This is a genomic window from Serinicoccus chungangensis, from assembly GCF_006337125.1.
Lineage (GTDB): Bacteria > Actinomycetota > Actinomycetes > Actinomycetales > Dermatophilaceae > Ornithinicoccus > Ornithinicoccus chungangensis.
This window is the reverse complement of the sequence record NZ_CP040887.1, coordinates 1,596,613-1,616,677: the sequence shown is the minus strand read 5'-3', so window position 1 is coordinate 1,616,677 and position 20,065 is coordinate 1,596,613. Positions and strand designations below refer to the sequence as shown.

Annotated in this window: 20 protein-coding genes, 1 tRNA gene and 1 pseudogene; 2 read left to right on the top strand and 20 right to left on the bottom strand. The window is 73.9% G+C overall.

Annotated features, from left to right (window positions below; translation table 11 throughout):
- Positions 1-53: 53 nt before the first annotated feature.
- Positions 54-857: pseudogene (locus FHD63_RS07235) on the top strand (SUMF1/EgtB/PvdO family nonheme iron enzyme); the annotation flags it as partial.
- A 38-nt stretch (positions 858-895) separates the two neighbouring features.
- Here FHD63_RS07235 and FHD63_RS07230 read toward each other — a convergent pair.
- The 11 genes from FHD63_RS07230 to xerD all read right to left on the bottom strand — a co-directional run bounded on the left by FHD63_RS07230 (position 896) and on the right by xerD (position 11,445).
- Positions 896-2,890 (bottom strand): BCCT family transporter, encoded by a 1,995-nt coding sequence (locus tag FHD63_RS07230; RefSeq protein ID WP_139721331.1) that lies wholly within the window; start codon positions 2,888-2,890, stop codon positions 896-898.
- Between the two features lie 189 nt (positions 2,891-3,079).
- A tRNA-Pro gene (locus FHD63_RS07225) sits at positions 3,080-3,153 on the bottom strand.
- A 76-nt stretch (positions 3,154-3,229) separates the two neighbouring features.
- Entirely contained in the window at positions 3,230-4,759 is a 1,530-nt protein-coding gene (der, locus tag FHD63_RS07220; protein WP_139721329.1) for a ribosome biogenesis GTPase Der, read from the bottom strand.
- Positions 4,756-5,238, bottom strand: a complete 483-nt coding sequence (locus FHD63_RS07215; RefSeq protein ID WP_139721327.1) for a SufE family protein — start codon at positions 5,236-5,238, stop codon at positions 4,756-4,758. The genes der and FHD63_RS07215 overlap by 4 nt, the downstream gene beginning before the upstream one ends.
- 3 nt (positions 5,239-5,241) lie before the next feature.
- Positions 5,242-6,099, bottom strand: coding sequence for a sulfurtransferase (locus FHD63_RS07210; RefSeq protein WP_139723039.1), 858 nt, complete (start codon positions 6,097-6,099; stop codon positions 5,242-5,244).
- Between the two features lie 15 nt (positions 6,100-6,114).
- Entirely contained in the window at positions 6,115-6,849 is a 735-nt protein-coding gene (gene cmk / locus FHD63_RS07205; protein WP_139721326.1) for a (d)CMP kinase, read from the bottom strand.
- Positions 6,850-6,907: 58 nt separating this feature from the next.
- Positions 6,908-7,858 carry a pseudouridine synthase gene (locus FHD63_RS07200; protein WP_139721324.1) on the bottom strand — a complete coding sequence of 317 codons (951 nt, stop codon included), beginning with the start codon at positions 7,856-7,858 and terminating at the stop codon, positions 6,908-6,910.
- Positions 7,855-8,559 carry an SMC-Scp complex subunit ScpB gene (scpB, locus tag FHD63_RS07195; RefSeq protein ID WP_238705801.1) on the bottom strand — a complete coding sequence of 235 codons (705 nt, stop codon included), beginning with the start codon at positions 8,557-8,559 and terminating at the stop codon, positions 7,855-7,857. Before scpB ends, FHD63_RS07200 begins: the two co-directional genes overlap by 4 nt.
- Positions 8,543-9,364, bottom strand: a complete 822-nt coding sequence (locus tag FHD63_RS07190; RefSeq protein ID WP_238705841.1) for a segregation and condensation protein A — start codon at positions 9,362-9,364, stop codon at positions 8,543-8,545. Before FHD63_RS07190 ends, scpB begins: the two co-directional genes overlap by 17 nt.
- A gap of 56 nt (positions 9,365-9,420) precedes the next feature.
- Positions 9,421-10,305: a ParA family protein gene (locus FHD63_RS07185; protein WP_139721322.1), complete on the bottom strand. Its 885-nt coding sequence runs from the start codon at positions 10,303-10,305 to the stop codon at positions 9,421-9,423.
- Between the two features lie 153 nt (positions 10,306-10,458).
- On the bottom strand, positions 10,459-11,445 hold the full coding sequence (gene xerD, locus FHD63_RS07180) for a site-specific tyrosine recombinase XerD (RefSeq protein WP_139721319.1): 987 nt from the start codon (positions 11,443-11,445) through the stop codon (positions 10,459-10,461).
- A 119-nt stretch (positions 11,446-11,564) separates the two neighbouring features.
- Between xerD and FHD63_RS07175 the strand changes: the two genes are divergently transcribed.
- Positions 11,565-12,179: a hypothetical protein gene (locus FHD63_RS07175; protein ID WP_139721317.1), complete on the top strand. Its 615-nt coding sequence runs from the start codon at positions 11,565-11,567 to the stop codon at positions 12,177-12,179.
- Between the two features lie 60 nt (positions 12,180-12,239).
- Here FHD63_RS07175 and hisIE read toward each other — a convergent pair whose 3' ends face one another.
- The 9 genes from hisIE to FHD63_RS07130 all read right to left on the bottom strand — a co-directional run bounded on the left by hisIE (position 12,240) and on the right by FHD63_RS07130 (position 20,030).
- A complete protein-coding gene (gene hisIE, locus FHD63_RS07170) occupies positions 12,240-12,944 on the bottom strand; it encodes a bifunctional phosphoribosyl-AMP cyclohydrolase/phosphoribosyl-ATP diphosphatase HisIE (protein WP_238705800.1) in 705 nt (234 codons plus the stop codon).
- Entirely contained in the window at positions 12,941-13,747 is an 807-nt protein-coding gene (gene hisF, locus FHD63_RS07165) for an imidazole glycerol phosphate synthase subunit HisF (protein ID WP_139721315.1), read from the bottom strand. Before hisF ends, hisIE begins: the two co-directional genes overlap by 4 nt.
- Positions 13,744-14,532, bottom strand: a complete 789-nt coding sequence (gene hisA / locus FHD63_RS07160) for a 1-(5-phosphoribosyl)-5-[(5-phosphoribosylamino)methylideneamino]imidazole-4-carboxamide isomerase (RefSeq protein ID WP_139721312.1) — start codon at positions 14,530-14,532, stop codon at positions 13,744-13,746. The genes hisF and hisA overlap by 4 nt, the downstream gene beginning before the upstream one ends.
- An 8-nt stretch (positions 14,533-14,540) precedes the next feature.
- Positions 14,541-15,143, bottom strand: a complete 603-nt coding sequence (hisH, locus tag FHD63_RS07155) for an imidazole glycerol phosphate synthase subunit HisH (protein WP_139721311.1) — start codon at positions 15,141-15,143, stop codon at positions 14,541-14,543.
- On the bottom strand, positions 15,140-16,210 hold the full coding sequence (gene hisB, locus FHD63_RS07150) for a bifunctional histidinol-phosphatase/imidazoleglycerol-phosphate dehydratase HisB (RefSeq protein ID WP_139721308.1): 1,071 nt from the start codon (positions 16,208-16,210) through the stop codon (positions 15,140-15,142). Before hisB ends, hisH begins: the two co-directional genes overlap by 4 nt.
- Entirely contained in the window at positions 16,207-17,391 is a 1,185-nt protein-coding gene (gene hisC, locus FHD63_RS07145; RefSeq protein ID WP_139721307.1) for a histidinol-phosphate transaminase, read from the bottom strand. Before hisC ends, hisB begins: the two co-directional genes overlap by 4 nt.
- Positions 17,388-18,701 (bottom strand): histidinol dehydrogenase, encoded by a 1,314-nt coding sequence (gene hisD / locus FHD63_RS07140; RefSeq protein WP_139721305.1) that lies wholly within the window; start codon positions 18,699-18,701, stop codon positions 17,388-17,390. The genes hisC and hisD overlap by 4 nt, the downstream gene beginning before the upstream one ends.
- Positions 18,698-19,606: an ATP phosphoribosyltransferase gene (hisG, locus tag FHD63_RS07135; protein ID WP_139721303.1), complete on the bottom strand. Its 909-nt coding sequence runs from the start codon at positions 19,604-19,606 to the stop codon at positions 18,698-18,700. Before hisG ends, hisD begins: the two co-directional genes overlap by 4 nt.
- Positions 19,607-19,694: 88 nt before the next feature.
- Positions 19,695-20,030, bottom strand: coding sequence for a YerC/YecD family TrpR-related protein (locus tag FHD63_RS07130; protein WP_139721302.1), 336 nt, complete (start codon positions 20,028-20,030; stop codon positions 19,695-19,697).
- Positions 20,031-20,065 lie beyond the last annotated feature (35 nt).

Below are 20,065 nucleotides of genomic sequence, written 5' to 3'. Positions count from 1 at the left end.
TGGGAGGTGGTGCGGTGGGTGCCTGCTGCGGTCCGGCCCGCCCCGGTGACGGTATGCCCGGCGCCCGGTCGGTGACGTCGTCGGCCCCCGACGCGGCCGCCCTCGCCCGGCTGGCCCGGCAGGCGCCGACGCGGCTCACCCTCGTCGGGCTCGCCGGAGGGTCGTTCCGGATGGGCAGCGAGGACGCCCTGGCCTACCCCGAGGACGGGGAGCGGCCGGTCCGCGAGGTGCGTGTCGAGCCGTTCGCCCTCTCCCCCACCACCGTGACCGTGGCCGGCTTCGCGGCCTTCGTGCAGGAGACCGGGCACCGCACCGACGCCGAGCGGCACGGCAGCTCCTTCGTCTTCGTCGGGCTGCTCGCCCCGGAGCACCGGGAGGCCGCACCCGCGGTGCGGTCCGCCCCGTGGTGGCGGCAGGTGGCCGGGGCGACCTGGCTGGCGCCGGAGGGACCCGGGTCGAGCGCCGAGGACCGTCCGGACCACCCGGTCACCCAGGTCTCGCTGGACGACGCCCGCGCCTACGCCCGGTGGGTGGGCGCCCGCCTGCCCACCGAGGCGGAGTGGGAGTTCGCGGCGCGTGGTGGCCTCGACCAGCAGCCCTACCCCTGGGGTGCGGTCCGCGAGCCCGGAGGAGTGCCGCGGATGAACACCTTCCGGGGCACCTTCCCGGACCGCCCCAGCAGCCCCGTCGGCACCATGCCCGTCGACGCCTACCCGGCCAACGGCTACGGCCTGCACCACATGACCGGGAACGTCTGGGAGTGGACCTCCGGCACGTTCGCGCCCGGCCGCGACGAGGCGGCCCTGCGCGGCGGGTCCTACCTGTGCCACGCGTCCTACTGCCGCCGCTACCGCACGTCCGCCCGCACCGGCGCGACCGCGGACAGCTCGCTGGGTCACACCGGGTTCCGGTTGGCGGTGTCGTCCCGGGGTGCGACGTCCGCGTCCGGGGACTCCTCCGGCTCGTCGGCGTCCTCGGCCGCGGACCCGTCGGTCCACCCGTCGCCCCACTGCCCGGTCTCGTAGTCGTAGTCGACCGGGTCGCCGTTCTCGTCGGTGCGGCGGTACCACTCCGTGTAGTTCTCGTGCTCGGAGTCGACCTCCGCCCCGGCACCACCGCCGGGGCGGGCGTGCACGACCTCGAGGGCGAAGTCGTCGCCGTACTGGTCGATGCCCTCGACGACGGCGTTGCGCACGGCGTTCTCGGCATACAGGTGGCGCAGCGTGAGCGGGTCGGTGCGCAGGTCCCGGAACCAGGCCACGATGATGAGCAGCATCACCAGGGCGAACGGCACCGCGGTGACGATGACCAGCTGCTGCAGGCCCTCCAGCGCGGTCGCGTCCCCGAGCGAGAGCATGACGACCGCGATCCCGGACATCACCAGCCCCCAGAACACCACCACCCACCGGCGCGGGTTCTGGTCCCCGTTGCTGGCGAGCATGCCCATGACCACCGAGGCCGAGTCGGCCGAGGTGATGAAGAAGATGGACAGCACCACGATGACGACGTAGGGCAGCCACCCGACGTAGGGAAGGTTGTCGAGGACGGCGAAGAACACCTCGGCGGGCGCCAGGTCGGCGCTCATGCCCGGCAGCCCCTCGCGGTACATCCAGATCGAGGTGCCGCCCATGATCCCGTAGGCGACGAAGAGCAGGGACGAGGGGATGAGGATGGTCCCCAGCAGGAACTGGCGGATCGTCCGCCCGCGCGAGATGCGGGCGATGAAGATCCCGACGAAGGGCGACCAGGAGATCCACCACGCCCAGTAGTACACGGTCCAGGCGGACTGGTAGGTCTGGGTCTCCTCACCCCACGACAGCGAGCGGCCCATCATGTCGAACATCGACCCGAGGTACTCCATCATCGCCGAGGGCAGCAGGTTCATGAGGAACAGCGTCGGCCCGAGGAAGAGCACGAGGCCGACGATGCCGACCGTGAGCACGATGTTGATGCTGGACAGGTAGCGGATGCCCCGGGCGACCCCGGAGACCGCGGAGACGATGAAGCCGACGGTGAGCACCAGGATGATGACGACCAGGACGGTGTTGGTCAGCTCGTCGACGCCGGACACGATGCTCACCCCCGCCCCGATCTGCATCGCGGCGATGCCGAGGGCGGCGGCGGTGCCGAACAGGGTCGCGATGATCGCGAAGATGTCCACCAGCTTGCCGGCGAAGCCCTCCGCGTGCCGGGCACCGAAGAGGCTGCGGAAGATCGAGGACATGAGCAGGCTGCGCCCGCGCCGGTAGGCGGCGTAGGCCACCGCCCCGCCCACGAGCGCGTACATCGCCCAGGCGTGGAACCCCCAGTGGAAGTAGGTCTGCGCCATCGCCCGGTGCAGCGCCTCGGTCGACTCCGCCTCGTTCGTCAGCGGGGGCGGGGTGACGAAGTAGGTGAGCGGCTCGGAGGGGCCGAAGAAGAGCACGCCGATCCCGATGCCGGCGGCGAAGAGCATCGCCACCCAGGCGAAGGTGCTGAACTCCGGCGTCTCGCCGTCCTTGCCCAGCGGGATCCGGCCGTAGGGCGAGAACGCGATGATGAGCAGCGCGACCAGGATGATGATCGCCACGCTGTTGAACAGCCAGCCCAGGTTGGTCGTCGCCCACGAGAAGGCAGCCGCGGAGACCCGGGCCACGCCCTCGGAGTCGGTCACGCCCCAGATGACGAAGGCGACGGTGAGCACGCCGGCCAGCGCGAAGACCGTCATGCTCAGGCCGTAGCGGCGCCGCTGCTCGTCCACCGAGATCCCCGGCACCAGGGCCGGATGGATGCCGTGCGGGTACCTCGGGCGCTGGTAGTCGAGCTTGCCGAGGGAGGCGCTGGCCCGTCGTCCGGCCCGGCGGGCGTCGGCGGCACGCGTGGTGCGGGGCGGTCGTCGGTCCTCTGCCATGACGGTGGCCTTCTCGGGAGTCGTCGCGGTGTCGAGACCCTGGCGCACAGGTGGCGCGCCGGGCGGGGTCCGACCCCGGGGGCCGGTGTGGGCCGACACTAACAGCGGCCTCCGGGGCTGTGCCGCGTCCGACCTCCCCCGGACACGACGAAGCCCTGGTGAGAGAGGACCTCTCACCAGGGCTTTTCGTCGGGATGACAGGATTTGAACCTGCGACCCCTTGACCCCCAGTCAAGTGCGCTACCAAGCTGCGCCACATCCCGTTGTTCTGTTGTCCGCCCGGCTGGGCGAGGATCAGGTTAGCCCATCGGTGCCCGGCTGACCCAATCCCCCGGTCGGTCAGCGGCGGCGCTTCTCCCGGACCCGCACGGAGATCTCGATCGGCGTGCCGGCGAACCCGAACTGCTCCCGCAGCCGGCGCTCCAGGAAGCGCCGGTAGCCCGCCTCGATGAAGCCCGAGGCGAAGATGACGAACTTGGGCGGGCGGGTGTCGGCCTGCGTCGCGAAGAGCACCCTCGGCTGCTTGCCGCTGCGCACCGGGTGCGGCTGCCCGGCCACGACCTCGCCCAGGAAGGCGTTGAGCCGGGCCGTCGGGATCCGGCTGTCCCACGAGGCGAGCGCCGTGTCGAGCGCGGGGACGAGCTTGGCGACGTTGCGCCCGGTGGCCGCGGAGATGTTGACCCGCGGGGCCCAGGTGATCTGGACCAGCTCGCGCTCGATCTCCCGCTCGAGGTAGTAGCGCCGCTCCTCGTCCAGGGCGTCCCACTTGTTGTAGGCCACGACCAGGGCCCGCCCGGCATCCACGACCTGCTGGATCACCCGGATGTCCTGCTCGGCGATGGGCTCGGAGACGTCCACCAGGACGACGGCCACCTCGGCCTTCTCCAGCGCGGCCTGGGTGCGCAGCGAGGCGTAGAAGTCGGCGCCCTTGGTCTGGTGCACCCGCCGGCGGATGCCCGCGGTGTCGACGAAGCGCCACACCCTCCCGTCGTCGCCGAGCTCGATGAGCTCGTCGACCGGGTCGCGGGTGGTCCCGGCGACCTCGTCCACGACGACCCGCTCGGTCCCCGCGAGCTTGTTGAGCAGGGAGCTCTTGCCGACGTTGGGGCGCCCGAGGAGGGCGACCCGTCGCGGGCCACCACGCTCGTGGGGCCCGGCCACCGACGAGGTCTGCGGCAGCACCTCGAGCAGCGCGTCGAGGACGTCGCCCGAGCCGCGGCCGTGCAGGGCCGACACCGGCCACGGCTGCCCGAGGCCCAGGCTCCACAGCACGGCGGCGTCCGCCTCGAAGCGCTGGTCGTCCACCTTGTTGGCGACCAGGACGACCGGCTTGCCGGCGCGCCGCAGCAGCCGGACCACCTGCTCGTCGGTGTCGGTCGCGCCGACGGTGGCGTCGACGACGAACATCACCGCGTCGGCCAGCTCCACCGCGACCTCGGCCTGCTCGGCGACCCGCAGGTGGATGCCCTGCGCGTCGACCTCCCAGCCGCCGGTGTCGACCACGGTGAACCGCCGACCGGACCACTCCGCGTCGTAGGCGACCCGGTCCCGGGTGACCCCGGGCACGTCCTCGACGACCGCCTCGCGGCGTCCGAGGATCCGGTTGACCAGGCTGGACTTTCCGACGTTGGGGCGGCCGACGATCGCGACGACCGGGCGGCCGCCCGCGGCGGTCTCCTCGTCGTCGGGGAGCTCGCCGCGCTCGACCAGGGCCCGGTCCTCCTCGGAGAGCTCGAAGTCGACGAGCCCGGCCCGCAGCGCCTGCTCCAGCGCCTCGTCCTGCTCGGTGGGCTCGAGGTCGGGCAGCGCGTCGGGGTCACCGCCGGTCCACTCGACCTGGACGTCGCCGTCGTCGTGCGGCTCGCTCATGCGCTCTCCTGCTCGGCGGTGCGGGCGTCGTGACGCAGCCGCACCTGTCGCTTGATCCGGCCCAGCATGCCGACCATCCCCCGCATGCGCAGCGGGGACACGGCCTCGGCCAGCCCGAACCGGTAGGGGGCGTCGTCGGGGACGTCCAGGACCTGTCGGGCCGGCAGCCCGTCCAGGCTCTCGTGGAGGATCCCGGCGAAGCCGCGCGTCGTGGGCGCCTCGGCCGGGGCGTCGAAGAACAACCGGACCGTGTGCTCCGGGTCGTCCTCGACCTCGACCGCCAGGAAGAGGGGTGACTGGCACTCGTCGACCCGCTCCATGGTCTCCAGGCTCCCGTCGAAGCGCTCGGGCAGGGCCGGCAGCTCGCGCGAGAGCTCCAGCAGCAGCTGCAGCCGCTCGGGCTGGCTCACCGCGTGGAAGTCCTCGGCGAGCTCGGCCATCGCCTCGGGGAGGTCGGTCCGCCCGCTGTCCTCAGGCATACCTCACCGCTCCACGGGCACGCCGACGGAGTTGCCCCACTCGGTCCAGCTGCCGTCGTAGTTGCGCACCTTCTCGAAGCCGAGCAGGTGGGTGAGGACGAACCAGGTGTGGCTCGAGCGCTCGCCGATCCGGCAGTAGGCGACCACGTCGTCGGTCGTGGAGAGCCCCTGCTCCTCGAGGTAGAGGGCCTCGAGCTCCTCGCGGGAGCGGAAGGTGCCGTCCTCGTTGGCCGCGCGGGCCCAGGGCACGGACCTGGCACCCGGGATGTGCCCGCCGCGCATGGCACCCTCCTGGGGGTAGTCCGGCATGTGCAGCAGCTCGCCGGAGTACTCCCCGGGAGAGCGCACGTCGACCATGGGCGAGCCGAGGTGGTCGAGCACGTCGGCCTTGAACGCCCGCACGGAGCTGTCGTCACGGTCCACCACGGGGTAGTCGGCGGGGGCGACCTCGGGCACGTCGGTGGTGAGCTCGCGGCCCTCGTCGACCCACGTGGCCCGGCCGCCGTCGAGCAGCCGCACGTCCTCGTGGCCGAAGAGGGTCATCACCCACAGCGCGTAGGCGGCCCACCAGTTGGACTTGTCGCCGTAGATGACGACCGTGGTGTCGCGCGCGATGCCCCGCTCGGACATCACCTGGGCGAACCGCTCGCCGTCCACGTAGTCCCGGGTGAGGGGGTCGTTGAGGTCGGTGTGCCAGTCCAGCTTGCGGGCGCCGGGGATGTGCCCGGTGTCGTAGAGCAGGACGTCCTCGTCGGACTCCAGGACGACCACGCCCTCGTCGTCCAGGTGCTCGGCCAGCCACGCGGTGGTGACCAGCCGCTCGGGGTGGGCGTAGGCCGCGATCTTGTCGCTGGTGCTCATGCTCATGGGTGCTCCTCAGGCGTCGGGGTCAGGGGTGTGCGGTGCCGACGGCTCGGTCCGCGGCGCGACCTCGCCCCGGACCAGGGCGAGCACGGCCGCGACGACCTCGTCGAAGGTCAGGTCTGAGGTGTCCAACGTCACGACCCCGTCCGCGGCTTCCATGAAGGCGCTGACGGTGGAGTCCTGCTCGTCGCGACGGACGATCTGGTCGCGGGTGGCGGCCACCTGCTCCTCATCGGCGCCGCCGTGCAGCTCGGTGGACCGCCGCGCCAGCCGGGCCTCCTCGGAGGCCGTCAGCAGGACACGGTGCTCGGCGTCCGGGGCGACGACGGTGGTGATGTCGCGGCCCTCGGCGACGATGCCGCCGCGCGCCTCGCGCTGGGCGTTGATGACCTCCCGCTGGCGGCGGCGCAGCTCCGCCCGCACGTCGAGGTTGGTCGCGACGGCCGACACCTGCTCGGTGACCCGCGGCTCGCGGATCGCGCCGGTGACGTCGGTGCCCGCCACGGTGACGGTCTGCCCGTCCGGGTCGGTCGGCACGTCGAGCGGCAGGTCGCGCGCCGCCTGCGCCACGGCCTCGCCGTCGTCCAGGTCCAGGCCCCGGTCCAGGCAGTGCCACGCCAGCGCGCGGTACATCGCGCCGGTGTCCAGGTAGGCCAGGCCGAGCTGCCGGGCGACCGCCCGGGACACGGAGGACTTGCCGGACCCGGAGGGCCCGTCGATGGCGACGGTGAGAGGTGGTGCGGACACGCCGCCACCCTACCCGGCGGGGAGGGCGGCATCCCCCGCCCCGGCGTCCGGGACGCCCCTACTCCCCCGCCGAGCGGTAGAGCTGGGCGACCTCCTCGGCGGACAGCGCGCGGTACTTGCCGGAGCGCAGCTCGGCGAGCCGGATCGGGCCGATCTGGACCCGGGAGAGAGCCTCGACGGGGTAGCCGACCTCCTCCATCATCCGCCGCACGATGTGCTTGCGACCCTCGTGCAGCACCACCTCGACGATGGAGTGGCCCGGGATGTCGTCGACCAGGCGGAAGCTGTCCGCCTTCGCGACGCCGTCCTCGAGCTGGACGCCGTCGCGCAGCTGCTTGCCGACCCCCGGCCCGACGACGCCGTGCACCTGGGCGACGTAGGTCTTGGGGACGCCGTAGGCCGGGTGCTGCAGCTTGTGCGCGAGGTCACCGTCGTTGGTGAGCAGCAGCAGGCCCTCGGTGTCGACGTCGAGACGGCCCACGTGGAAGAGGCGCTGGGACAGGTGCCCGACGTAGTCGGTCAGGCAGGGGCGTCCCTCGTCGTCCTCCATGGTGGAGACCACGCCGGCCGGCTTGTTGAAGGCGAGGTAGACCTTGTCGGTGTCCACGACGACCCGGTCGCCGTCGACGTGCACGGTCTGCCGGGAGGGGTCCACGCGGACCCCGAGCTCGACGACGACCTGCCCGTCGACCTCGACCCGGCCCTCCTCGATGAGCTTCTCGCAGGCCCGGCGGCTGCCGAAGCCGGCGCCCGCCAGCAGCTTCTGCAGGCGCACGCCCTCCGGGCTGTGGACGTCGCGGGACGCCGGGTCCGGGGGGGTGCTGGGCCGGCGGCGGCGCGGGGGCCGGCTGCCTCCGGCCCGGCGGGGACCGGCGCCACCTCCCTGGGCGGGGACGCCGGGGCCGGCGCCACGTCCGCCGGAGCGGCCACCTCCGGAGCGACCACCCCCGCGGGGTGCGCCCTTGCCACCGCCACGGGATCCGGGGCGCTGCTGCTTGCCGTTGCTCATGCGAGTCCTTCCGATGCGAGCTCCTCGAGCACCTCGGCCGAGGGGAGATAGGGGGCCAGGGCCGGCAGGTCGTCCAGGCTGTCCAGGCCCATGCGCTGCAGGAACAGGTCCGTCGTGCCGTAGAGCACGGCGCCGCCGGTCGGGTCCTGCCCGGCCTCGGTCACCATGCCGCGGGCCAGGAGGGTCCGCACGACGCCGTCCACGTTGACCCCGCGGATGGCGCCGATGCGGGCCCGGCTGATGGGTTGCCGGTAGGCGATGACCGCCAAGGTCTCCAGGGCGGCCTGGGTCAACCGCGCCTGCTGGCCTCCCAGGAGGAACTTCTCCACCACCGGTGCGTATTCCGGGCGGCTGTAGACCCGCCAGCCGCCACCGAGCCGGCGCAGCATGAAGCCGCGGTGACCGTCGGCATACTCCTGGGCGAGCGCGTCGAGCGTCGCGCCGACCTCCTCGATCGGCACCCCGAGGGCGCCGGCCAGCGTCTCCTCCGTCACCGGCTCGTCGACGACCATGAGCACCGCCTCGACGGCCGAGCGCAGGCCGCCGGGCAGGCTGGCGACGTCGAGGGTCTCGGGCTCCTGCTCGGCGGGCGGCGCGGGGTCGGGGTGCGGCGCCGGCTCGCCGGGCCGCGCCGTGTCGTCGGCCCCCACCGGGTCGCTGGCCCCCACCGGGGTCGCCTCCTGCTCATCCGACCGGCTCATCGGCCACCTCCTCGTCGAACTCGGCCCCCACCTGGGCCACGTCACCACTCTGCGGGCCGGTCCAGCGCACGGTGAGCTCCCCCAGCGCCTCGTCCTGCTCCAGGGCGACGACGGTGTCCCGGAAGAGCTCCAGGAGGGAGAGGAACCGGGCGACGATGACGAGCGTGGAGTCGGCGTCGGCGACCAGCTCGCGGAAGCTCGCGCTGCCCCGCTCACGCAGCCGGGACACGACGATCGAGGCCTGCTCCCGCACCGACACCTGCGCGGCGTGCAGGTGGTCCACGCCGACCGTGGGCGGTGGCTTGGGGATCATGGCCCGGCCCGCGATCATCGCCAGCTGCTCCGGGGTGATCGTCAGCACGAGCTCGGGCAGCAGGGAGGCGAAGCGCTCCTCGACACCGACGTCGCGGGCGAAGATGCGGCCCTTGCCCTCCATCTGCAGCCGCAGCTCGTCGGCGACCTTCTTGAAGGCGCGGTACTGCAGCAGCCGCGCGAAGAGCAGGTCCCTGGCCTCGATGAGCGCGAGGTCCTCCTCGTCGTCCTCCCGGGCGCTGGGCAGCAGCCGCGCCGCCTTGAGGTCGAGCAGGGTCGCGGCGATGAGCACGAACTCGCTCGCCTGCGACAGGTCCCACTCCCCGCCGCCCTCCTGGGCCGCGCGGAGGTAGGCGACGAACTCGTCGGTCACCCGGGCCAGGGCGATCTCGGTGACGTCCAGCTTGTGCTTGGCGATGAGCCCCAGCAGGAGCTCGAAGGGCCCGGAGAAGACGTCGAGGTGCACCTCGAACCCGGCCCGCCCGGCCACCAGGACCCCGCCCGGCGTCTCGGGCCCGGGACCGGTGACGGGCGGCGTACCGACCTCGCTCAGGGGGCGCCGCCGCGGGAGACGAGCTCGCGGGCGAGCTGGCGGTAGGCCTCTGCGCCCGAGTGCGTGCTGGCGTAGGTCGTGATCGGCTCGGCCGCGAGGGTGGCGTCCGGGAACTTCACCGTGCGGCTGATGACCGTGTGGAAGACCGTGTCGCCGAAGTGGTCGACGACGCTGCGGACGACCTCGCGGGAGTGCAGGGTGCGGCCGTCGTACATCGTGGCGAGGATGCCGTCGATCTCCAGGCGCGGGTTGAGCCGGTCGGTGATCTTCTCGATCGTCTCGATGAGCAGGGCGACCCCGCGCATGGCGAAGAACTCGGTCTCGAGCGGGATGACGACGCCGTGCGCCGCGGTGAGCGCGTTGACGGTCAGCAGGCCCAGCGAGGGCTGGCAGTCGATGAAGACCACGTCGTAGTCGTCCAGCACCGGGCGCAGGACGCGCGCCAGGACCTGCTCCCGGGCGACCTCGCCCACGAGCTGCACCTCCGCGGCCGAGAGGTCGATGTTGGTCGGGAGGATGTCGATGTTCGGGAACCGGGTCGGCTGGATGACGTCCCGGACGTCGTGGCCGCGCTCGACGAGCAGGTTGTAGATCGTCACGTCGAGGTCGTGGGCGCGGACGCCGAACCCCACCGAGAGCGCCCCCTGCGGGTCGAAGTCGACCATGAGCACCCGGCGGCCGTACTCCGCCAGCGCGGCGCCCAGGTTGATCGTCGTGGTGGTCTTGCCGACGCCGCCCTTCTGGTTGCACATCGCGATGACGCGCGCGGGGCCGTGGCTGGCCAGCGGCGGGGGCACGGCGAAGTCGGGCAACGGGCGGCCGGTGGGGCCTTCCTGCCCCACGCCCGAGGTCTCGGTACCGGGCAGCCGGTCGTGGGTCACGTGGTGTCTCCAGTGCGTGGTGGTCGTGGTCGGCGTCCCGCCGATCGATCCGACCCTAATCCACGGGTCCAGGTGAGGGCCATCCGCCTGCACCTCGACCTGAGGTTGAGACTTCCCGGACCGGACGGCGGGGTTGGCCGCACCGGACGGGCGTCAGGCCCGGTCCGGGGCGGTGCGGGCGCGCGGGTGCGCCTGGGCGTACACCTCCCGCAGGTGCTGGGTCGACACGTGGGTGTAGATCTGGGTCGTCGCGACCGAGGCGTGGCCGAGCAGCTCCTGGACGACCCGGACGTCCGCGCCGCCGTCGAGCAGGTGGGTGGCGAAGGAGTGACGGAGGGTGTGCGGCGAGATCTCGCCGCGCAGGCCCGCCCGGTCGGCCGCGGCCTTGATCGCGGTCCAGGCGGACTGCCGCGAGAGCCGGCCGCCCCGCGCGTTGACGAACACGGCGGGGGTGCCCGCGCCGCGCCGGGCGAGCTCCGGGCGGCCCCGGACCAGCCAGGTGTCGACGGCGTCCCGGGCATACCGCCCCATCGGCACGACGCGTTCCTTGCGTCCCTTGCCGAACAGCCGCAGCACACCGCCGCTGCCCCCGTCCTCGCGGCCGAGCTCCAGGTCGTCGACGTCGAGGGCGATCGCCTCGCTCACCCGGGCACCGCACCCGTAGAGCACCTCCAGCAGCGCCCGGTCGCGGAGCGCGGCCGGGGTGTCGCCCAGGGCGGCGGCCTGCAGCAGCCGCTCCACGTCGCGCACGGTCAGCGCCGTGGGCAGCCGGCGAGGCGGCGTCGGCGGGGTGACCTCGCGGGCGGGGTCGGCCGCGGCCTGCCCCTCCACCGCGAGGAAGGTGTGCAGGCCGCGCACCGCCACGACGGCCCGCGCCGCCGACGTGGCCGCGAGCGGCTGGTGCCCGTCGTCGCCGGTGCGCAGGTGGGCCAGGAAACCGGTCACGTGCTGCTCGCGCACGTCCTCGGGCGTCCGCACGCCCAGGCCGTCCAGGTAGCCCAGGTAGCGGTCGAGGTCGCGACGGTAGGCGCGCAGCGTGTGGTCGGACCGGCCCCGCTCCACCCTCAGGTGGTCCAGCCAGTCGCCGGCCGCGCGCGCCAGCGGCGTGCGCTGGGTGCTCTGGGCGGCGGACGTGCTCACGGACGCGATCCTCTCAGGTGGCGGCACACCGCGGTCGCGTGACGCGCACCCGGCGGAGCACGACGCCCGTGCGGTGCGGCACCGCCGCACGTCCGGTGCGGGTGGGGGAAACTGCCCTCATGCGCTGGTACGCCGATGCTCCCGCCCGCCGCTCCCGTCAGGTCCTCGCCGACCTGCTCGTCCTGGGCTGGGTGGTCCTCTGGGTGCTCGTCGGTCGCCTGGTCTTCGACCTCGTCATGACGCTCGCCGCGCCGGCGGTCCCGTTGCGGGCAGCAGGCACCGGCCTCGAGTCCCGGATGGAGGAGGTCGCGGGCCGGGTGACCGAGATCCCCCTGGTCGGTGACGAGCTGGACGCACCCTTCACCGGCGCCGCGGGCGTCGGGACCGACCTGGTCACCGCGGCCGACCGGCTCGAGACCGGGGTCCGGACCGTGGCCTGGCTGGTCAGCGTGCTGTCGACCGTGACCCCCGTGCTCATCGTCGTCCTGCTCTGGCTGGTGCTCCGGCTCTCCTGGGTGCGGCGTGCCCGCTCCCTCGGTCGTGAGCTGCACGACCCGCGGTCGCAGGAGCTGCTCGCCCTGCGGGCCCTGGTCCACCAGCACCCGCGGCGCCTGCAGCAGCTCTCCGACGACCCCGTCGCCGCCTGGCGCTCGGGCGACCCGGCCACGATCCGCGCCCTCGCCGACCTGGAGCTCGCCGAGGTCGGTCTGCGCGCACGCCCCGGCCCCGGCTGACCGGTCCGCGCCGGGTCGGCTCGTCCCGGCGCGGCAGCACCCCGCCGGGGGTCGGCGGGCTCAGCCGTGCCGTCTCCGGAGCACCCGCTCGACGTCGGCCAGCCCCAGGTCCCTCGAGCGCAGCAGCACGAGCAGGTGGTAGACGAGGTCGGCCGACTCCCCCAGCAGCGCCTCGTCGTCCTGGGCGACCGCCGCGAGCGCGGTCTCGACGCCCTCCTCGCCCACCTTCTGCGCGACCCTGCGCACCCCGCCGGTGAACAGCGTGGTGGTGTAGGACCCCTCGGGCAGCTCCAGCTGCCGCCCCCGCACGACCTCGTCCAGCTCGTGCACGAAGGACCCGGGGCGTGCACCGGGGTCGAAGCACGTCCGCTCCCCCGTGTGGCACGTCGGGCCGGAGGGCAGGGCGTGCAGCAGCAGGGTGTCCCGGTCGCAGTCGAGCTCGACCGCCTCGACGCGCAGCACGTTGCCGCTCGTCTCGCCCTTGGTCCACAGCGTCCCCCGGCTGCGGCTGTGGAAGGTCGCCAGGCCGGTGTCGAGGGTGGTCCTCAGCGCCTGCTCGTCGAGGAAGCCGACCATGAGCACCTGGCCGGTCCTCGCGTGCTGGACCACCCCCGGCACGATGCCGTCGGTCTTGGCGAAGTCGACGTCTGTGACCGCGAAGCCGACCTCCACCGACGCCGGGCCCGTGGGTCCTGCGCCGCGGTCGGGGGCGTCGTGGTGGTCGGGGCCGCCGCCGTCCTCGCGGGGTGCCGGGGAGTCGCTCACGAGGCCTCCTGCGTGGGGGTGGGGGACGCGTCCAGGCGCACCTCGACGCCGGCCTGCGCCAGGGTCTGCTTGAGCGCGGGGATGGGGATGGACCCGTCGTGGAAGACGGTGGCGGCGAGGGCGCCGTCGACGTCGGCCTCGCGGAAGACGTCGACGAAGTGCTGCGGCGTCCCCGCACCCCCGCTGGCCACGAGCGGCACCGGGCACTGCGCGCGCACGGCCGCCAGCTGCTCGAGGTCGTAGCCGTCGCGGACGCCGTCCGAGCCCATGCAGTTGAGCACCACCTCGCCCGCCCCCAGGTCGACGACCCGGCGGACCCAGTCCAGGGTCGTCACCTCCAGCGCCCGCGTGGCGTCCGGGCTGCCGGTGAACTGCCGGATCCGCCAGTGGCCGTCCGCGTCGCGCAGGCTGTCGACGCCGACGACCACGCACTGGACCCCGAAGGCCTCGGCGAGCTCGCCCACCAGCTCGGGGCGTTGCGTGGCGGGGGTGTTGACCGAGACCTTGTCGGCCCCCGCGTGCAGGACGGCCCGTGCGGTCGACACCGAGCGGATCCCGCCGGCGACGCAGAAGGGGATGTCGATGCTGCGGGCGACCCGCTCCACCCAGCCGACGTCGACGCCCCGCCCCTCCGGGCTGGCGGTGATGTCGTAGAAGACGAGCTCGTCGGCGCCCGAGGCGGCGTAGCGCCGGGCGAGCTCGACGATGTCGCCCATGTCCCGGTGGTCGCGGAAGCGGGTGCCCTTGACCACCCGGCCCTCGCGGACGTCGAGGCAGGGGATGATGCGGCGGGCGAGCGTCATACCTGCTCCTCCTGGACCGCGTCGCCGACGGTGAGCCGGCCCTCGAGCAGCGCCTTGCCGAGGATGATCCCGGCGCATCCGTGCTTCTTGGCCGCGCGGACGTCGTCCACGGACCGCGCCCCGCCCGAGGCCTGGACCTGCAGCGCCGGGTTGGACCGGGTGAGCATCGTGTAGAGGTGGAAGTTGGGGCCCGAGAGGGTCCCGTCGCGGCCGATGTCGGTGCACAGCACGTGGCGCAGCCCGGAGCCCTGGTAGTGGTGCAGGGTGGTCGTGAGGTCCTGCTCGCCCACCGACGTCCAGCCGGAGGTCGGCAGCACCCAGCGCCCGTCCTCGCCGATCCTCGTGTCGAGGGCGACGGTGATGCGGTCCGGGCCGAGGTGGTCCAGCCACCCCGCGACCGTCTCCGGCTCCCGCACCGCCAGCGAGCCGACGACGACCCGCTCGGCCCCGGCGTCGAGCAGCTGCTGGACGTCCTCGAGGCTGCGCGCCCCTCCCCCGGTCTGCACCCGCAGCCCGGTGGTCTCGACGATCCTCGTGAGCGTCTCGCCGAGGGTGTAGCCCCCGGCCCGAGCCGCGTCGAGGTCGACGAGGTGCAGCCAGGCGGCGCCGGAGCGGGCGTAGTTCTCGGCGACCGCCACCGGGTTGTCGGTGTAGCGGGTCTCCTGGTCGTAGTCGCCCCGGAGCAGGCGGACCACGGCCCCGCCGCGCACGTCGATCGCGGGGTAGACGGTGAACGGTCCGGTGTGGGTCACGTGGATCTCTCCGGTGTCGGCTGCGGGGGCCATGCGTCGTGTCATCGTTCGACCTCGTGGAGGAAGTTTCGCAGAAACCTCGCCCCGAGCCCGGCAGACCGCTCCGGGTGGAACTGCGCGCCCCACCGCCGGCCGGAGCGCACCACCGCGCTCCACCGGCCCCCGTGCTCGGTCGCGGCCAGCGTGGACGCCCCGGCCGGCGCGGCGTAGGAGTGGACGAAGTAGGCCCGCTCACCCTCCTCGATCCCAATGAGCAGCGGGTCCTCGACGAGGTCGACCAGGGAGTTCCAGCCCATGTGCGGCACCCGGACGCCAGGACGGGGCGGTATGCCGCGCACCTCGCCCGGGACGAGACCGAGGGTCTCGACACCGCCGTCCTCGGCGGAGCGCTCGAAGAGCAGCTGCATCCCCAGGCACACCCCGAGCAGCGGAGCCTCCACCTGGTGCAGCACGTCGACGAGCCCGAGCTCGCGCAGCCGGCGCATGCCCGCCCCGGCGGCGCCGACGCCGGGGAGGATGACCCGGTCCGCCGCCAGGATGTCGCCGGCGTCGGCGGTGAGCCGGCTCGTCGCGCCGAGACGTTCGAGGGCGTAGCTGACCGAGCCGATGTTGGTGCCGCCGCCGTCGACGAGCGCGACCCTCACAGGACGCCCTTGGTCGAGGGCAGCTCGGCCGAGTCCCCCTGCCGGGCGATGCCCATCCGCAGCGCGCGGGCGACCGCCTTGAAGCCGACCTCGATCATGTGGTGGGTGTTGCTGCCGGTCACCGACAGGTGCAGGGTGCAGCGCATGGCGTCGGCGAAGGAGCGCCAGAAGTGCTCGACCATCTCGGTGGAGAAGTCGCCGACGCTCTCCCGCTCGAAGCTGCCCTCGTAGGCGAAGTAGGGCCGCCCGGACAGGTCGAGCGCCGCGGTGGCCTGGGCCTCGTCCATCGGCAGGGTGAAGCCGTAGCGGCCGATGCCCCGCTTGTCGCCCAGCGCCGTCCGGATCGCCTCGCCGACCGCGAGGGCGACGTCCTCGACGGTGTGGTGGTCGTCGATGTGCAGGTCACCGCTGCAGGCGACCCGCATCCGGAAGCCGCCGTGCTTGGCCAGCTGGTCGAGCATGTGGTCGTAGAAGCCGATGCCGGTGGAGATCTCGCTGCCCCCGGTCGCGTCGAGGTCCACCTCGACGGTGATGCTGGTCTCGGAGGTCGCCCGTTCCACCCGGGCGGTGCGCGGGGCGTCGGCGAGCTCGTGCGCGATCTGCGCCCAGTCGTCCCCCGGCAGCAGGTAGGTGCGGATGCCGAGGTTGTCGCCGAACTCCCGGTCGGTCTCCCGGTCGCCGACCATGACCGAGCGCTCCCAGTCGACGCCGCGGTCCTTGAGCAGGTGCACGACCATGCCGATGCCGGGCTTGCGGGTCCACGGCGCGTCCGGGCCCGCGTGGTGCGGGTCGACGAAGACGTCCCGGAAGGTGACGCCCTGGCTGCCGAGGACCTGCATGACCAGGCCGTGCGCGGCGTCGAAGTCGGCCTGGGGGAAGGACTCCGTGCCCAGGCCGTCCTGGTTGCTCACCATGACGAGGTCGAACCCGGCCGCCTGGATCCGCAGCAGGGCGGGGATGACCCCGTCGACGAAGGCCACCTTCTCGAGCGCGTCCACCTGGTGGTCGTGCGGCTCGGTGATGATCGTGCCGTCGCGGTCGACGAAGCAGATCGGGCGGGGGCTCATGCGGGGGTCTCCTCGGTCGGGGTGGGGGTCTCGGTCGGCGCGCGGCCGCCGGCCGGGCCGGGTGCCGCGGTGGTGTCGTCGGCGGGACCGGCCAGGGCGCCGCGCAGGGTCCGCATCTCCGGGCCGGTGCCGATGGTGATGCGCAGCGCGTCGTCCAGGCCGGGCAGGTGGCGCATGTCGCGCACCACGATCCCGGCGGTGTCCAGGGTATGCAGCAGCGCGTCCGGGTCGTCGCACCGGACCAGGAAGAAGTTGGCCTCGCTGGCGTAGACGGTGCGCACCTCGGGCAGGTCGCGCAGCCACCGCCCGACCTCGTCCCGCAGGCGCAGCACGTCGCCGACGTGCTCCCCCGTCGCCTGCCGGGCCTGCGGGGCCAGGGCCTGCAGCGCGAGCCTCGTCACCGGCTCCGGCAGCGGGTAGGGCGCCTGCACCCGACGCAGCACCGCGGTGAGGTCGGGGTGCGCCAGCGCGATGCCGACGCGGGCGCCGGCCAGGGCGTGCGCCTTGGACAGGGTGCGCAGGACGACCAGCGTGGGGTGCTCCTCGAGCAGGGTCACGGCCGAGCGCTGCGCGGCGAACTCGCCGTAGGCCTCGTCGACCACGACGACCGCCTGGTCGGCGAGCTCCTCGGCGAGCCGGGCGACCTCGCGCAGCGGCACCACCGACCCGGTCGGGTTGCCGGGCGAGGCGAGGAAGACGACGCGGGCGCCGTGCTCCCGGGCCGCGCGGGCGACGGCGGCGGTGTCGACGTGCCAGCGCAGGCCGTCGTCGACCTGCGGCACGTCGACGACGGGCACGCCGTGCAGCCGGGCGGACACGGCATACATCCCGAAGGTCGGGGAGGTGACGACGACGCCGTCCCCGCCGGGGCGGCACAGGCTGCGCACGAGCAGCTCGATCGCCTCGTCGCTGCCACGTCCGACGACGACCCGGTCGGGGGTGGTCGCCCACAGGTCGGCGAACGCCTCGACGAGCTCGGCGGGCTGGGGGTCCGGGTAGCGCCGCGAGGCCCCCGAGGCGTCGGCGGGGTTGGCGACGCCGGACTCGTTGGCGTTGAGCCAGATGCGGTCCGCCGCGCCGGTGGGGGTGCTGGTGCGGGCCGAGGAGTAGCCGGCGAAGCCGCGCAGGTCGGGCCGCAGGAGGTCGGTGGGGAAGGCCAGCTCCCCGCGTGCCGGGCTCATGTCGCCGCCCCCTCGGGGAGCCGGGCGAGGCGACGGGTCACCGCGCGCTGGTGGGCGTGCAGCGCCTCGGCCTCGGACAGGGTCACCGCGCAGGGCCCCACCGCGGCCAGCCCCCGGGGCGTGGCCTGCTGGACGGTCATGGCGATCTGGAAGGCGGCGACGTTGACCCCGCCGGTGAAGCGCGCCGCGCCGGCCGTGGGGAGCACGTGGTTGGTGCCCGAGCAGTAGTCGCCCAGCGTCTCCGGCGTGTGGTCGCCGAGGAAGACCGACCCGGCCCGGTCGATGCGGCCCACCCAGTCCTCGGCGTCGCGCAGGGCCAGGATGAGGTGCTCGGGGGCGTAGTCGTTGGACACCTCGACCGCCTGGTCGAGGTCGGCGGTGACGACGAGGCGGGAGGACGCCAGCGCCTTGCGGGCGATGTCGGCCCGCGGCAGCGACTCGACCTGCTCGGCGACCTGGGCGGCGACGGCGGACGCGAGCTGCGGGCTGTCGGTGAGCAGGACGACCTGGCTGTCCGGGCCGTGCTCGGCCTGCGAGAGCAGGTCGGCCGCGACGAACTCGGGGTCGGCGCCCGCGTCGGCGATGACGAGCACCTCGGAGGGACCGGCCGGCATGTCGATGCCGGGGCCGCCCTCCGCGGTGCTCACCTGCCGCTTGGCCTCGGTCACCCACGCGTTGCCCGGCCCGAAGAGCTTGTCGCAGGCCGGGACCGAGGCGGTGCCGTAGGCCATCGCGGCCACCGCCTGGGCTCCCCCGACGACGAAGACGTCCTCGATGCCGCACTCGGCCGCCGCCGCCAGGACGGCCGGGTCGGCGGTGCCGTCGGGCCGCGGCGGCGTGCAGAGCACGACCTCGGGGCAGCCCGCGAGCTGGGCGGGGACGCCCAGCATGAGCGCCGTGCTGGGCAGCGGGGCCGACCCCGCGGGGACGTAGAGGCCGACCCGGCGGATCGGGCGCACCACCCGCCGGCAGACGACACCGGGGGCGGTCTCGACGGCATACCCCTGCTGCATGCCGGCCTCGTGGAAGGTGCGGATGCGGCCGGCCGCCTCGGCGATCGCGGCGCGCAGCCCGGGGTCCAGCGCGGCGGCCGCGGCGTCCCGGTCGGCGACGGGGACCCGCAGCGCGGCGGGACGGGCTCCGTCCAGGCGCGCGGTGAGCTCGAGCAGCGCCTCGTCCCCGCCCTCGCGCACCTGCTGCAGGATCTGGGCGACGCCGGCGGTGACCTCCGGCCCGGCGGCCGCGGTCCCGCGCCGCAGCGCCTCGCGTCGCTGGGTGTCGTCGAGGTCGGCCCAGGTGAGGATGTTCATGCCAGCATCCCCTCCACCGGCAGCACCATGAGGTTGTGCGCCCCGGAGCGCTTGAGGTCCTCGAGCCGGGCCCACGACACCGGGCCGTGCACGAGCATCTGCAGCGCCACCTCGTCGCGCCCCTCCACCGCCATGACCGTCGGCTCGTGGCCCTCGGGCAGCAGCCCGAGGACGGTGTCGAGACCGCTGCGCGCGGTGCGCAGCATGAGCAGCCGGGACTCCTTGAGCTGCACGGCCCCGTCGAGGCGGCGCAGCAGCAGGTCGGCGATCTCCTGGCGCCCGTCGTCCAGGGTCCGCCCGGGCCCGGCGATGACGGCCTCGCTGTGCAGGATCGTCGTCACCGGGGTGAGCTGGTTGGCGCGCAGCGTGCCGCCCGTGGAGACGAGGTCGCAGACGACGTCGGCCTGGCCCAGGCGGGGGGCGATCTCCACCGAGCCGTTGAGCACGACCGGGTCGGCCTGCACGCCCTGCTCGGCCAGCCACCGGCCCAGGGTGTGCGGGTAGGACGTGGCGATCCGCAGGCCGGCCAGCTGCTCGGGCCCGGTCCACTCCTGCTCCTCGTCGATGGCGATGTCGAGGCGGCAGGTGCCCCACCCGAGCTGGCGCCACTCGGTGAGCTCGACGCCGCGACCCTGGGCCTCCCGGGCCAGCCCGTGCTCCACGAGCACGTTGCGCCCGACGATGCCGAGGTCGCACACGCCGTCGGCGATGAGCCCGGGGATGTCGTCGTCGCGCACCAGCAGCAGGTCCACCGGCAGGCTCTCGCCGTAGCAGAACAGCCGGTCCCGGCTCTCGCGCCAGGTCAGCCCGCAGGAGGCGAGCAGCTCGCGGGCCGGGTCGCCGAGGCGGCCGGACTTCTGGATCGCCACGCGCAGGCGCTCGCGGGGCTGGGCAGGCGGGGTCATCGGGGCCTTTCGGGGCTCTGGGCTCCCGCACCGGGTGCGGTGCTCAGGAGGGGCGGGGGAACGGGGGCGGCGCAGGCCGGCGGGTGCCTCAGGCGGTGGAGGCGCCCGCCGGGTGCGCACGACGATGCTCCAGGGCGGCACGGTACCCGCCGGCGCCACCCTCCACGCACCGGGCGATCCGCCCGACCGTGGTCACGCTGACGCCGGTGACGTCGTGGATCTGGCGGTACGACATCCCCTCGGCGAGCAGGGGCACCACCGACCAGCGGTCGGCCAGCGCCTCGATCTCGGCGGGGGTGCACAGGTCGTCCAGGAAGGCGTCCACGGACGCGGGGTCGCGCAGGGCGGCGAGGACGTGGGCGAGGTCGGCCCGCACCCGGGCACGGGTGGCGAGCGCGGAGCCGTGGGTGTCCCGCTGCTTCATGCGCGTCCTTCCGTGCTCGACCGGACGGGGTTCGC